Source organism: Desertivibrio insolitus, from assembly GCF_017355965.1.
Taxonomy (GTDB): Bacteria; Actinomycetota; Actinomycetes; order Actinomycetales; family Microbacteriaceae; genus JAFIQW01.
This window is the reverse complement of record NZ_JAFIQW010000004.1, coordinates 164,876-177,830: the sequence shown is the minus strand read 5'-3', so window position 1 is coordinate 177,830 and position 12,955 is coordinate 164,876. Positions and strand designations below refer to the sequence as shown.

The 12,955-nt window shown below is 70.8% G+C and carries 15 protein-coding genes; 6 read left to right on the top strand and 9 right to left on the bottom strand.

Annotated elements, in window-relative coordinates:
• Positions 1–53: 53 nt before the first annotated feature.
• From JUB10_RS10365 to thyX, 4 genes are all read right to left on the bottom strand, one after another.
• Positions 54–1,691 carry an ABC transporter substrate-binding protein gene (locus JUB10_RS10365; RefSeq protein WP_207456482.1) on the bottom strand — a complete coding sequence of 546 codons (1,638 nt, stop codon included), beginning with the start codon at positions 1,689–1,691 and terminating at the stop codon, positions 54–56.
• 129 nt (positions 1,692–1,820) lie between these two features.
• Complete coding sequence (locus JUB10_RS10360) at positions 1,821–3,497, bottom strand: ribonuclease J (protein ID WP_207456480.1); 1,677 nt, start codon at positions 3,495–3,497, stop codon at positions 1,821–1,823.
• A gap of 64 nt (positions 3,498–3,561) precedes the next feature.
• Positions 3,562–4,542, bottom strand: coding sequence for a 4-hydroxy-tetrahydrodipicolinate synthase (gene dapA / locus JUB10_RS10355; RefSeq protein WP_207456478.1), 981 nt, complete (start codon positions 4,540–4,542; stop codon positions 3,562–3,564).
• Positions 4,543–4,585: 43 nt separating this feature from the next.
• Positions 4,586–5,329 carry an FAD-dependent thymidylate synthase gene (thyX, locus tag JUB10_RS10350; protein ID WP_307859189.1) on the bottom strand — a complete coding sequence of 248 codons (744 nt, stop codon included), beginning with the start codon at positions 5,327–5,329 and terminating at the stop codon, positions 4,586–4,588.
• A gap of 117 nt (positions 5,330–5,446) precedes the next feature.
• Here thyX and JUB10_RS10345 point away from each other — a divergent pair, with 117 nt between their 5' ends.
• Positions 5,447–5,872: an OsmC family peroxiredoxin gene (locus JUB10_RS10345; RefSeq protein ID WP_207456474.1), complete on the top strand. Its 426-nt coding sequence runs from the start codon at positions 5,447–5,449 to the stop codon at positions 5,870–5,872.
• Positions 5,869–6,759: a TIGR01777 family oxidoreductase gene (locus tag JUB10_RS10340; protein ID WP_207456472.1), complete on the top strand. Its 891-nt coding sequence runs from the start codon at positions 5,869–5,871 to the stop codon at positions 6,757–6,759. The genes JUB10_RS10345 and JUB10_RS10340 overlap by 4 nt, the downstream gene beginning before the upstream one ends.
• Positions 6,760–6,764: 5 nt before the next feature.
• Here JUB10_RS10340 and JUB10_RS10335 read toward each other — a convergent pair whose 3' ends face one another.
• Positions 6,765–7,220 (bottom strand): hypothetical protein, encoded by a 456-nt coding sequence (locus tag JUB10_RS10335; RefSeq protein ID WP_207456471.1) that lies wholly within the window; start codon positions 7,218–7,220, stop codon positions 6,765–6,767.
• Positions 7,221–7,949, bottom strand: coding sequence for a 4-hydroxy-tetrahydrodipicolinate reductase (gene dapB, locus JUB10_RS10330; protein WP_207456470.1), 729 nt, complete (start codon positions 7,947–7,949; stop codon positions 7,221–7,223). It lies immediately after the preceding gene.
• A 44-nt stretch (positions 7,950–7,993) separates the two neighbouring features.
• Here dapB and JUB10_RS10325 point away from each other — a divergent pair, with 44 nt between their 5' ends.
• Positions 7,994–8,479: a GNAT family N-acetyltransferase gene (locus tag JUB10_RS10325; protein ID WP_207456469.1), complete on the top strand. Its 486-nt coding sequence runs from the start codon at positions 7,994–7,996 to the stop codon at positions 8,477–8,479.
• A 104-nt stretch (positions 8,480–8,583) separates the two neighbouring features.
• On the opposite strand, the gene JUB10_RS10320 is transcribed toward JUB10_RS10325, so the two are convergent.
• Together JUB10_RS10320 and JUB10_RS10315 are read right to left on the bottom strand one after the other, a co-directional pair.
• Entirely contained in the window at positions 8,584–9,189 is a 606-nt protein-coding gene (locus JUB10_RS10320; RefSeq protein WP_207456467.1) for a histidine phosphatase family protein, read from the bottom strand.
• A 19-nt stretch (positions 9,190–9,208) separates the two neighbouring features.
• A complete protein-coding gene (locus JUB10_RS10315; protein ID WP_207456465.1) occupies positions 9,209–10,561 on the bottom strand; it encodes a M16 family metallopeptidase in 1,353 nt (450 codons plus the stop codon).
• Between the two features lie 105 nt (positions 10,562–10,666).
• Between JUB10_RS10315 and JUB10_RS10310 the strand changes: the two genes are divergently transcribed.
• Genes JUB10_RS10310 through JUB10_RS10300 form a run of 3 tightly spaced genes read left to right on the top strand, consistent with a single transcriptional unit; the run spans position 10,667 to position 11,916 of the window.
• On the top strand, positions 10,667–11,017 hold the full coding sequence (locus JUB10_RS10310; protein WP_207456464.1) for a hypothetical protein: 351 nt from the start codon (positions 10,667–10,669) through the stop codon (positions 11,015–11,017).
• 30 nt (positions 11,018–11,047) lie between these two features.
• The gene (locus JUB10_RS10305; RefSeq protein WP_207456462.1) at positions 11,048–11,584 is read left to right on the top strand and encodes a YbhB/YbcL family Raf kinase inhibitor-like protein; all 537 of its coding nucleotides are present in this window, start codon (positions 11,048–11,050) and stop codon (positions 11,582–11,584) included.
• A complete protein-coding gene (locus tag JUB10_RS10300; RefSeq protein ID WP_207456461.1) occupies positions 11,584–11,916 on the top strand; it encodes a hypothetical protein in 333 nt (110 codons plus the stop codon). Before JUB10_RS10305 ends, JUB10_RS10300 begins: the two co-directional genes overlap by 1 nt.
• A gap of 27 nt (positions 11,917–11,943) precedes the next feature.
• Here JUB10_RS10300 and JUB10_RS10295 read toward each other — a convergent pair whose 3' ends face one another.
• A complete protein-coding gene (locus tag JUB10_RS10295; protein ID WP_207456459.1) occupies positions 11,944–12,891 on the bottom strand; it encodes an aldo/keto reductase in 948 nt (315 codons plus the stop codon).
• Positions 12,892–12,955 lie beyond the last annotated feature (64 nt).

Here is a 12,955-nt window from a genome sequence, read left to right as displayed (position 1 = left end):
CCGGGGTCCCGCTCGTGGCGGTCCCCCGGGCGGCGCCCGTTGCTACTGCTGGCTCAGCTGCGCGTCAGCGGCGCGAAGCGGAACTTGAACGACGGGTCGAGCGTGACGCCCTCGATGTCGGTTCCGGTCACGGCGACCTGCGCACCCTGGAGCAGCGGGATCGTCGGGACGATCTCGGCCAGGCGGTCCTGGATCTGCTCGATGATCGCGGTGCGCTCGGCGGCGTCGGCGGTGGTCGCCTGCTGCGAGATGAGCGCGTTGATCTCCGGGTCGTCGAAGTGCTGCGCGAGGAACGCGGTCGTCGTCTCCGAGTTGAAGAAGAACGGCGTGAGGTAGTTGTCCGCGTCGGAGTAGTCCGGGAACCAACCGAGCTGGTACACGGGGTACACGTCGCTCGTGCGGTCGGCCGAATACTGCGTCCACTCGGTGGACTGCAGGTTCACGTCGAACAGGCCGCCCTCCTCGAGCTGGCTCTCGACGAGCGCGTACTCGTCACCCGACGACGGGCCGTAGTGGTCCGGGCTGTACTGCAGGTTCAGCGTGACCGGGGTCGTGACACCGGCGTCGGCGAGGATCTGCGTGGCCTGGTCGAGGCTCGGGCCGCCGTTCTCGCCGTAAAGCTCCTGGAACGAGGTCGTCGCGCCGGTCAGGCCCTCGGGCACGAAGGAGTACAGCGGGGTGAAGGTGCCCCGGTACACCTGCTCGGCGATCTGCTCGCGGTCGATCAGCGCGGCAGCGGCCTGACGCACGGCGGTCGCCTGGTCGGCGTTCGCCTCGGGCGTGGTCGCGCCGTAGGGCTGCGTGTCGAAGTTCCACACGATGTAGCGGATCTCGCCACCGGGGCCGTCGACGACGTTGACGTCGTCGTTGCCGCGGAGGTCCTCGATGTCGGCCGGCGCGAGGCTGCGGTAGGCGACGTCGATCTCACCGGTCTCGACGTCCAGGCGGAGGTTCGAGGAGTCGGCGTAGTAGCTCAGCAGCACGTTCTCGGTCTCGGCCGGGCCGAGGAGGCCCTGGTAGTCCGGGTTCGCGGTGAACTCGACGAGGCTGTTGAGCTCCCAGCTGGTGATCGTGTACTGGCCGGCGAACGCGTTGCCGTCGACGATCTCCTGGTCGGGGGTCAGCTCGGTGGCGCTGAAGACGTCCTCGTCGACGATCGGACCGGCGGGGCTCGAGAGCACCTGCGGGAAGGTCTGGTCGTTGGGGTTGACGAGGTTGAAGACGACCGTCGTCTCGTCGGGGGTCTCGACGCTCTCGAGGTTGCCCAGGAGGCTCGACGGGCCGTTGGCGTCGGCGATCGCGAGCTGGCGGTCGAACGTGAACTTCACGTCGGAGGAGGTGAGCTCGTTGCCGTTGGCCCAGGTCAGGCCCTCCTTGAGGGTGACCGTGTACTGGTTCGGGCTCGTGAACTCGGCGGACTCCGCGATGTCGGGCTCGACGTCGGGGCTGCCGTAGGGGGTGTTCAGCAGGAAGGGGAACACCTGGTTCTGCACCGCGAACGAGCCGTTGTCGTACGAGCCCGCGGGGTCGAGGGAGGTGACGCTGTCGGTGGTGCCGACGATGATCGAGTCGTCGCCCCCGCCGCCGTTGCCGCCGTCGTCGCCGGCCGTGCAGCCGGTCAGTGCGATCGCGACCGCCGCCGTGCCGCCGAGGGCGGCGAGCGAGCGAGCGCGGAATACGGATCTGGACATCCGTGCCTCTCTTGTCGTGCTGTGTGGGAGTGTCCCCGGAATCAGGGGAGTTCGTCGTCAGTCAACACCAGGGTCGACCGATCACGGTGTCGCTCGGCAGTTCTGTAACCAGCCTGCAACGGATGCCGGTCAGGCCTCGATCACGACCGGCACGATCATGGGGCGCCGGCGGTGCTTGGTGTTGACCCAGCGCCCGACGGTGCGGCGCACGACCTGCGAGAACTGGTGCGTGTCCCGCGTGCCGTTCTCGGCGGCCTCCTGCAGCGCCTTGATGATCTGCGGGCGCACGGAGTCGAAGACGCGCTCCTCCTCGGCGAAGCCGCGCGCCTGGATCTCCGGGCCCACGATGACGCGGCCCGTCTGCGCGTCGACGGCGACGAAGATCGAGATGAAGCCCTCCTCGGCGAGGATGCGGCGGTCCTTGAGGTCGGCCTCGGTGATCTCGCCGACGGTCGAGCCGTCGACGTAGACGTAGCCCAGGTCGAGCTGGCCGGTCACGCGGGCGACGCCGCCGACGAGGTCGACGACGATGCCGTTCTCGCCGATGATCGCGTTCTGCTCGGGCACGCCGGTGCTCGTGGCGAGGTCGGCGTTCGCGGTGAGGTGGCGGTACTCGCCGTGCACCGGGAGCACGTTGCGAGGCTTCAGGATGTTGTAGCAGTAGAGCAGCTCGCCGGCGGCGGCGTGCCCGGAGACGTGCACCTTCGCGTTCGACTTGTGCACGACGTTCGCGCCGAGCTTGGTCAGCCCGTCGATCACGCGGTAGACGGCGTTCTCGTTACCGGGGATGAGCGACGAGGCGAGGATGACGGTGTCGCCCTTGCCGATCTCGATGGCGTGCTCCATGTTCGCCATGCGCGACAGCACGGCCATGGGCTCGCCCTGCGAGCCGGTGCACATGAAGACGACCCGGTCGTCGGGCAGGTTGCCGGCGGCCTTCGCGTCGATCAGCACGTCCTGCGGCACCTTGAGGTAGCCGAGGTCGGCGGCGATGCCCATGTTGCGCACCATCGACCGGCCGATCAGGGCGACCTTGCGCCCGTTGCGCGAGGCGGCGTCGAGAACCTGCTGCACGCGGTGCACGTGGCTGGAGAAGCTCGCGACGACGACCTTACGGGAGGACTTCGAGATCACCGACTCGATGACCGGTCCGATGTCGCGCTCGAGCGGGGTGAAGCCGGGCACGTCGGCGTTGGTGGAGTCGGGCAGGAAGAGGTCGACCCCCTCCTCGCCGAGGCGGGCGAACGCGCGGAGGTCGGTCAGCCGGCCGTCGAGCGGCAGCTGGTCCATCTTGAAGTCGCCGGTGTGCAGCACGAGACCCGCGGACGTGCGGACGGCGACCGCCAGGGCATCCGGGATCGAGTGGTTGACGGCGATGAACTCGAGCTCGAACGGCCCGAGCTGCTCCCGCTGCCCCTCCTTGACGGTGAGGCTGTAGGGGCTGATCCGGTGCTCCTTGAGCTTCGCCTCGACGAGTGCGAGCGTCAGGGTCGAGCCGATGAGCGGGATGTCGTTGCGCAGCCGGAGCAGGTAGGGCACCGCGCCGATGTGGTCCTCGTGACCGTGCGTGAGCACGACGCCCACGACGTCGTCGAGGCGGTCACGGATCGGCGTGAAGTCGGGCAGGATCAGGTCGACGCCGGGCTGGTGCTCCTCGGGGAAGAGCACGCCGCAGTCGATGACGAGCAGCTTGCCGTCGAGCTCGTAGACCGTCATGTTGCGGCCGACCTCGCCGAGGCCGCCGAGCGGGATGACGCGGAGGACGCCGCGATCGAGCGGGCGCGGTTCTGAAACGGTGTTGGGCATTGGGTCCTGTCGGTCGGACGGTGGGGCCGTCAGCCCCCTGGCGTAATACTCCGCACCGCCCGCGTCAGCGGGTGGTGCCGGCGATCTTGGGGAGCGCTCCGCCGGCGGCGGCGTTGCGGTCGGGTCGGAAGTTCTTGAAGCTCAGCCCGTCGATGTCGGGGCCGACGAGGGCGATGTCGTCCTCGATGAGCGCGGCCTCGAAGTCCTCGGGGCCGACGAGCGGGAGCCGCACGCGCGGCGAGTCGATGCGCCGCAGGCCGTGCAGGATGAACTTCGTCGCGACGGTGCCGGGCACGTGCGTCATCACGGCGCGCACGAGCGGCTCGAGCTTCTTGTGCGCCTCGGTCGCCGTCCGGAGGTCGCCGGAGTTCACCGCGTCGACCATGTGGCGGTACGGCGTCGCGGCGATGTTGGCGGTGACGCCGATGAGCCCGGTCGCGCCGATCGCGAGCGACGGCAGCGCGTTGGCGTCGTCACCGGCGAAGTAGAGCAGGTCGGTCTGGTTGAGCACCCGGCTCGCCTCGGCGAGGTCGCCCTTGGCGTCCTTCACGGCGAGGATGTTGGGGTGCTTCGCCGCGCGGAGGATCGTCTCGTAGCGGATCGGGACGCCCGTGCGGCCGGGGATGTCGTAGAGGATGACGGGCAGGTCGGTGGCATCCGCGATCATCCGGAAGTGGGTGAGGATGCCCGCCTGGGTCGGCTTGTTGTAGTACGGCGTCACGACCATGTTGCCGTCGGCGCCGGCCTTCTCGCTCTGGCGCGCGAGCTGCATCGCGTGGGCGGTCTCGTTCGAACCGCCGCCCGTGATGATCTTCGCGCGGCCGGCCGAGACGCTCTTGCCGACCTCGACGAGCCGGATCTTCTCGGGATCGGTGAGGGTCGAGGTCTCCCCCGTCGTGCCGCTCACCACGATGCCGTCGGCACCCGCGTTGATCACGTCGTCGATGTGCTTCTCGACACCCGCCCAGTCGACCTCGCCGTCCGGCGTCATCGGGGTCACCAGGGCGACGAGCACCTGGCCGAAGGGGTTGGCGGAGTCTGACACGGAGACAAGGGTATCGGCGCCCGGCACGGGCGGCGGACCGTTGCTAGGGAGCGACGCGCCCGTTACGGGTGAACGCCTCGGCGGTGAGCGGCATGAGCTCGGTCCAGAGCTGCTCCATCTTCTCCGCGCACATCTCGATCTCGCGCTGCGGGAAGGAGGGGAACGTGGAGTCCTCGTGCTTCGTGCGCAGCGAGAGGAAGTTCATGAGCGACCGGGCGTTCACGGTCACGTACATCGAGGAGTAGATGTTGAGCGGCAGCACGATGCGTGCGACCTCGCGGGCGACGCCCGCCTCGAGCATCCGCTGGTACGCGGCGTACGCCTCGATGGAGACGAGCCGGGTCTGCGCGTCGACGAGACGGATCTGCTCCTCGCTGCCGGGGAGGAACTCGTAAGCGCCGGGCTTGCCGACCTGCACCAGGTTGCGCTCGGGCGCGGGCACGTAGAAGACGGGGCGGAGCTCGCGGTAGCGCCCGCTCTCCTCGTTGTACGAGGCGATGCGGTGCCGCATGAACTCGCGGAAGACGAAGATCGGCGCCTGCACGTAGAAGGTCATCGAGTTGTGCTCGAACGGCGAGCCGTGGCGGTCGCGCATGAGGTAGTTGATGAGCCCGCGGTCGCGCTTCTCGGTGGCCTCGGCGTCGGACTGCGCCGCCTCGAGCGTCTGCTCGCCCTGCGTCGACACCCGAGCGGCGAAGAGCACGTCGGAGTCGTGGGCGCTGGAGCGGACGAGCTCGACCGTCACGTCGGAGCGGAACTGGATGTCGACTTCGCGTTCTTCCGGCACGGGGAACAACCTACAAGGCGCGTGCCCCGCAGCGCGGTACCGGCGTGCTCGGCGCATTCCAAGGGAGCCCGCACAGGGCCGGCAATAGTGTGGAGCCACCAGACCGAGGAGGTTCCCATGGCGAAGACCAGCGAAGCGACGACCCTGTGGCGGGGCGACCTGATGACGGGCAGCGGGACCACCTCGCTCGACTCGTCGGAGGCCGCCGAGTTCGCCGTGTCGTGGAAGGCCCGCTCGACCGACGAGACCGGCGACACCAACCCCGAGGAGCTGCTCGGCGCCGCGCACTCGGCCTGCTTCTCCATGGCCTTCGCCAACGCGCTGGCGGAGAACGGCACGCCGCCGGAGAACATCCAGGTCACCGCCGCCGTCTCGTTCGTGCCCGGCACCGGCATCACCGGCAGCCACCTGCTCGTGAGCGCGAAGATCCCCGGCATCTCCGAGGAGGACTTCCAGCGGCTCGCCGCGGACGCCAAGGAGAACTGCCCCGTGTCGCAGGCCCTTGCGGGCATCCCGATCACGCTCGAGGCGAGCCTGGCGTGAAGGTCCTGATCTCCGGCGCATCCGGCCTCATCGGCACGGAGCTGTCGGAGCAGTTGCGTGAGGGCGGGCACGAGGTGTTCGCCCTCGTGCGCGGCGAGCCGAAGGACGACCACCAGTTCAACTGGGCGCCGAGCGCCCGGATGATGGACTTCTCGCTGCTCGACGACATGGACGCCGTCGTCAACCTCTCCGGCGCCTCGCTGGGCCGGCTGCCGTGGACGCCGGGCTACAAGCGCACGATCCTCGACTCGCGAGTGACGGCGACGCAGGCGCTCGCCGAGGCGATGAACATGGCGAAGAACCCGCCGAAGGTGTTCGTCAGTGCGAGCGCGGTGGGCTTCTACGGCGACCGCCCTGGCGAGCGCCTCACCGAGGAGTCGAAGCGCGGCCAGGGCTTCCTCGCGGACGTCGTCGAGGGGTGGGAGAAGGCGGCGGATGTCGCGCCGCCGGCCACCCGCGTCGTGAAGATCCGCACGGGGCTCGTGATCGGCAAGGGCGGGGTGCTGAAGCCCCTCGTGCCGACGACGAAGCTCGGCGTCGCGTCCCGCTTCGGCTCGGGCGGACAGCACTGGCCGTGGATCAGCCTGCACGACGAGGCGGCCGCGATCGTGCACGCGTTGACCTCGCCCACCCTCGTCGGCGCGGTCAACCTCGCCGGGCCGACGCCCGCCACGAGCGACCGCGTGACGGGCTACTTCGCCCGCGCGATGCACCGCCCCTACGCGTTCGTGATCCCCGAGAAGGTCATCGCGATCGGTATGGGCGAGGCGGGCCGGGAGCTGCTGCTGCCGAGCCAGAAGGTGCTGCCGACCAAGCTCACCGCCGACGGGTTCACGTTCCGCCACACGACGGTGGAGCAGGCGATCGACGCCTGGCTGCACGGCTGAGCCGCTCAGCCCTCGGGCGTCGCCGTGCCGCGCTCCAGCCTGATGGCCTGACGGATCGCGGCACGGGCGCGCCGCCGGTCACCGGAGGCGTCGTAGGCGAGCCCGAGGCGGAACCAGTCGCGCCACTCCCCCGGGTTCGCCTCGACGGCCTCCTTGTAGCGCACGAAATCCGCGTCGGCGGCCTCGCGCACGGGGCGCCCACTCGGCCGCTTGGGCAGGTCGTCGACGGGCAGGCCGCCCTCGGCGTCGAGGATGCGCACGAGGCGCTGCGACCGGAACCCGAAGGCGAGCTCCGCGGCGAGCAGTCCAGCGCCGATCAGCGGGAGCACGAGCAGCCCCACGCCGATGCCGACCGCGATCGGATCGCCGGAGCCGAGCAGCACGACCGAGCGCTGGCCCGCGACGACGAAGTAGAGCACGAGCAGGGCGGCCATCACGAGCGCCCCGACGAAACCGCGCATCTAGAGCCCGATGAGCTTGTCGAGGCCCACCGTGACGCCCGTCGCCGTGCGGCCGGCCTGCAGCGCGATGCGGATGCCCGCCTCGTACGCGTTCGGCGACACCGTCTCGTGGCTGATGGTGAGCACCTCGCCGGTGCCGCCGAAGTAGACGTCCTGCTTGGCGAGCACGCCCTGCAGGCGCAGGCTGTGCACGGGCACGCTCGAGACCTGCTGACCGCGGGCGCGCTGGTCGGCGTGCGGCGCGATGACGGGCCCGAGCTCGGCGCGTGCCTGCCCGATCAGTTCGGCGGTGCGCACGGCGGTGCCGGACGGGCTGTCGACCTTGCCGGCGTGGTGCGCCTCGACGATCTCGATCGACTCGAAGTACTTCGCCGCCATCGTCGCGAAGCTCGTCGCGAGCACGCTGCCGACGGAGAAGTTGGGGATGATCAGCACGCCGACGGCGAGGTTGCCGTCGATCATCCGCTCGAGCGAGGCGATGCGCTCGCCCGACCAGCCGCTCGTGCCGACGACGACGTTGATGCCGTGCGCGACGGCGAACTCGACGACCTGCTGCGTGACGCCCGGCACGGTGACATCGACGACGAGGTCGGCGCCGAGCATCTCGGTCAGCTCGCCCTTCGAGTCGACCTGCGCCGCGAGCGTGAAGCCGTCGGTCTGTTCGACCACCCGTGAGACGAGCTGACCCATCCTGCCCGTCGCGCCGATGACCGCGACCTTGGTTGCCATGTCCCCCACCCTACCGACGCTTTCCCCGCGCCTACGCTGGAGGCATGGTGAGCTGGCGCGAGGCGAGGACGACGGATGACTCGGCGCTGGCCCTGCTCGGCGAGTACTTCGCCGCGCTGAGCGCCGCCTTCGGCGGAGACGGTTTCCGCCCCTCGTTCCCCGACCCGGCCGAGTTCGTGCCGCCGGAGGGCGTCTTCCTCGTCGTCGAGAGCGAGGACCTCGCAGGCGAGCCCGCGGACGTCGGCTGCGGCGGCATCCGCTCGCTCGGCACCTCGCGGGAGGGGCTGCGGCGCTTCGAGGTGAAGCACCTGTTCCTGCAGCCGCACGTGCGCGGCATGGGGTTCGGGCGCGCGCTGCTCGCCGAACTCGAGCGCCGCGGGCGCGACCTCGGCGCCGAGGAGCTCGTGCTCGACACGAACTCGACCCTGGAGGCGGCGGGCGGCCTCTACCGCTCGGCGGGCTTCGTACCGGTGCCGGCGTACAACGACAACCCGGACGCGACGGACTGGTACGCGAAGCGGCTGAGCTGATCAGCCCCTCGGCGTTCGAGTAGCCGCGACAGCGGCGTATCGAGGTCTCTGCGCGTGCGAGGGTCTCGACACCCGGCTTCGGCTCTACACGACCGCCGGTGGTGTCAGTACGGCTGCTCGACCGGCATGCCGGTGCGGAGCTCGACCGGCAGGTGACCGAGGTCGTTGTGGCAGATCAGCACGGGCGGCTTCGCCGACCGGACGCGGATGATCGAGAGCCCCGCGTGGGCCTGGCTGATGCCCATCCAGCGCCACTCCGGCGCCTGGAACACCTCGCGCACGAACCACGCGATGACCGAGTTGTGGGTGATGAGCAGCTCGTGGCGGTCGTCGCGTCCGCCGGGGCGTAGCCAGCAGTCGACCGCGTCGCTCATCTGCGCCTGCCCCGCCTCGATCTCGGCGGGGGTGACGCCGCCGAAGAACGGCTCGAACGCGCGCGGCATGTCGGGGGTGGGACCGCTCGGCACGCAGTCGAACAGCAGCGCCGACGGCTTCACGTCGAGCGCGGGCATGCGCTCGCGCAGCACCTTGGCGGTCTCGGCCGAACCCTGCGTCGGGGCGTGCCACGCCGCGGTGAACGGGACCCCGCCGAGCCGGTCGGCGATCGCGCGCGCCTGCCGCTTGCCCCGTTCGCTCAGGGGGCCGTCGGGCAGTCCGTGTTCTGCGTCCTGCTGCTGGCCATGGCGGACGAGGTAGAGGAAGTGGGCCAAAGTTCGAGTGCTCCTGTGGTCAGCTCGCGGACGCCTCGACGGTGAGCCCCGCGAACGACGATTCTTCCACGGCCCCGACGGCGGCGACCGCGACGGGCCGCTCAGCGAGTTCCTCGGCCAGCGCGCGCACGTCCTCGGCGGTCACGAGCGACAGGCGCCGCTCCGTCTCGTCGAGGTCGACGAACTCGCCGAGCACGAGCTCGCTCTTGCCGAGCCGCGACATCCGGGTGTCGGAGTCCTCGAGCGCCAGGGCGGATGCCCCGCCGAGCTGCCCCACGGCGCGGGCGAGTTCGTGCGGCTCGATGCCGTCGTCGCCGACGCGGCGGAACTCGGCGAGCATGAGCTCGGCGACCTCGGGGGCGCGGGCCGGGGTGCATCCGGCGTACATCGCGAAGACGCCCGCGTCGGAGTAGCTCGGTGTGTAGGCGTAGACGGAGTAGGCGAGGCCGCGTCGCTCACGCACCTCCTGGAAGAGACGCGACGACATGCCGCCACCGAGCACGCTCGTCAGCACGGCGAGCACGCTGCGGCGCTCGTCGCCCGCGGCGAGCCCGGGCACGCCGAGGAACATGTTGACCTGCTCGAGGGGCCGCTCGACGACGACGAGCGGGGACCCCTGCTCGGGCGGGTCGGCGGGGGTGCGGCGCGGCACGGGCGTGGCCGCGACCGAGAGGTCCCAGCCCGCCCGCTCGAGGGCCGCGGAGATGCGGGCGACCGCGTCGTCGTGGTCGACGGCGCCGGCGATCGTGACGACGAGGTCCTGCGGACGGTAGTTCGCGCGGTAGTGGGCGAGCACGGAGTCGCGGGTGGCTGCCTCGATCGTCTCGGGGCTGCCGCCGATGGGGCGGCCGAGCGGGTGCACCCCGAGCACCGCCTCGAAGAAGCGCTCGCTCGCGACATCCGCGGGATCGTCGTCGGCCATGGCGAGCTCCTCGAGGATCACCCCGCGCTCGTTCTCGAACTCGGTCTCGTCGAGGAGCGACGAGGTGAACATGTCGGCGAGCACGTCGATCGCCATCGGCAGGTCGCGGTCCTGCACCTTGGCGTAGTAGCAGGTGTGCTCCTTGCTCGTGACGGCGTTGTGCTCGCCGCCGACGGCGTCGAAGCTCACCGCGATGTCGAGCGCCGTGCGGGTCGGGGTGCCCTTGAACAGGAGGTGCTCGAGGAAGTGCGTCGACCCGAAGGTGCCCTCGCGCTCGTCGCGGGAGCCGACCGCCACCCAGAAGCCGATCGTCGCGCTGCGCGCCCCCGGCACGGCCTCGGAGAGGATGCGCACGCCGCTCGGCAGCACCGAGCGCCGCACGAGCGACTCCCCCGCGGCAGTGAACGTGAGCTCGGGAAGATCGAGGGGCAGGCGAACGGCTCGGGTCACGCCCGACAGGCTACGGGACTGCGGCAGCGCGTCTCTGAGCGCCTTCCGAGGCCCGGCCGCGAGCCTCGCTAGCCTGGGAGCGGCCACCGACCCGAGAGGAACCGCATGATCACGATCGACGTGCTCTTCGTCCTGACGCTCGCCGCCGCCGTGCTCGCGATCGTCGACGCGATCGTGCGAGTGCGCGCCCGCTCGGGTCAGACCGCCCTCGCCGTCATCGAGCTCATCGCGGGCTTGCTGCTGCTCGTGACGCTGTTCCCGTCGCTCGCGGCGTACGTGCCCGTCCCGCTGTCGCGCGGGGTGCTCGCCCTCGTGCTCGCCGTGGTGGCGGCCGTCATGCTGCTCGCGCGCCGCCGCGGCGGCTCGAGGTCGGTCACGATCATCACGCTCGTGCTCAATCTCGTCGTGGCGCTGTTCGCCTTCGGCTGGCTGCGCATCCCCGGCGTCATCGGCTGACGCCCAGCCCCCGGTGCCAGCCTCGTCGGCATGAACGACCCGAACTGGCGCCTGCCGGAGGTGCCCTCCTTTCGCCTGTCGAGCCCCGACGCCGAGGACGGGGGGCGGATGCCGCTGTGGGCCCGATCGGGCATCATGGGCGCCGGCGGTGAGGACTGCTCCCCCGCCCTCGAGTGGTCGGGAGCCCCCGAGGGCACGCGAAGCTACGTCGTCACGGTCTACGACCCCGACGCCCCGACGGGCAGCGGCTTCTGGCATTGGGCGGTGCACGGGCTGCCGGCATCCGTCACCTCGCTGCCCAGGAACGCGGGCGACCCCGACGCGGGGCTGCTGCCGGAGGGCGCGGTCACCCAGCCGAACGAGGTGGGGCTGCGCCGCTTCCTCGGGGCGGCTCCCCCGGCCGGGCACGGCGAGCACCGGTACGTGTTCACGGTGTCGGCGCTCGACGTGCCGGCCCTCGAGCTCGACGAGGCCGCGACGCCGGCCGTGCTCGGCTTCACGCTGCGCGACTCCCTGCTCGGGCGGGCGCAGCTCACGCTCACGAGCGAGACGCCTGCGGAGGGCTGATGCCGGATCCGACCCGCGTCGGCGACCAGGCGCCGCTCACCTCGGCCTCCGGCCGCGCGTGGCTCGTCTACGCCGGGGTGATCGCCGCGGTCGCGCTGTTCATGCTCGTGCTCATGCGCGATCTGCGGCCCATGGGCGCCGCGACCGGCGGCATCGCGACGACGCTCGCGCTCTACCTCGCGATGGTCGCCGTGCAGTTCGGCACACGCCCCGGCAGGCCGCGGCTGTACCTGCACGCGTTCCTGACGATCGCGATCGTCGTGGGGTTCCTCGTGGTCGGCTCGGTCATCACGCTCACGGAGCTGACGAGCCCGCCGGTGCCCCTGCCCTGAGCGGAGGGCCCGGATCCAGGCGCTGCGTCAGCGCGAGACGCGGTCGAGCGCAGCGATGTCCTCGTCGGTGATCTTGAACAGCGACGCTTTGTAGAGGTCGCGCAGCTGGTAGACGTCCTTCGCGCGCACGACGGCGACGACGACCTGCGGCTTCGCCATGACCCACTGCAGGGCGACGGCACTCATCGGCGCTCCGTGGCGTTCGGCGATCTCCTCGAGCACGCCGAGCACCTTGTTGCCGCGGCGGCCGACGTAGCGCAGCGCCTGGGCGAACATGGGCGACGGGGGGAGCACGTCGCGGCTGCGGAACTCGCCGGTGAGATAGCCGCTCGCGAGGGGCAGCCGGGCGACGGCGCCGATGCCGAGTTCCGCGGCGGCGGGCGCGAGATCACGTTCGAACGCGTCGCGCTCCATCAGGTTGTACTCGCCGAGGGCGACGTGGAAGCCCGGGAGGCCGTGGTCCGCGGCGATGCGGTTGGCTTCGCGCAGGCGGCTGCCGGAGTAGGCGCTCGCGGCGAGGTGGCGCACTCGGCCCTCGGCGATGAGCTCGGCGGCAGCGCGGAAGCTGTCCTCGAGCGGGGTCTCGGGGTGGTCGCCGTCAAAAGCGAGCAGGTCGATGTGATCGGTGCGCAGCCGCTCGAGGCTCGCCTCGACGCCGCGGCGGATGCTGTCGGGCGAAAGCCCCGGAGCATCCGGATGACGCCCGATCTTGGTCCCCACGACGACCTCGTCGCGGTCGAGCGTCTCGAGCCAGGAGCCGATCATGATCTCGCTGCGGCCGCCCGCGTAGTGGTCGGCCGTCATGACGAAGTTGCCGCCGACCGCGCGGTAGTACTCGAGGACCTCGCGGGTGTCGTCGATGCCGGCCGCCCAGCCGAAGATGCTGCCGTCGAGGGCGATCGGGAAGACGCTGAGCTCGGTGCCCGGCACGGTACGGCGGACGTCCGCGTACGAGACGAAGTCCTGGTCTGACACTGACACTGCTGCTCCATGTGGGAAGCGGACGCGAGGCCCTGGGTCGTTCACAGATGGGCCATCC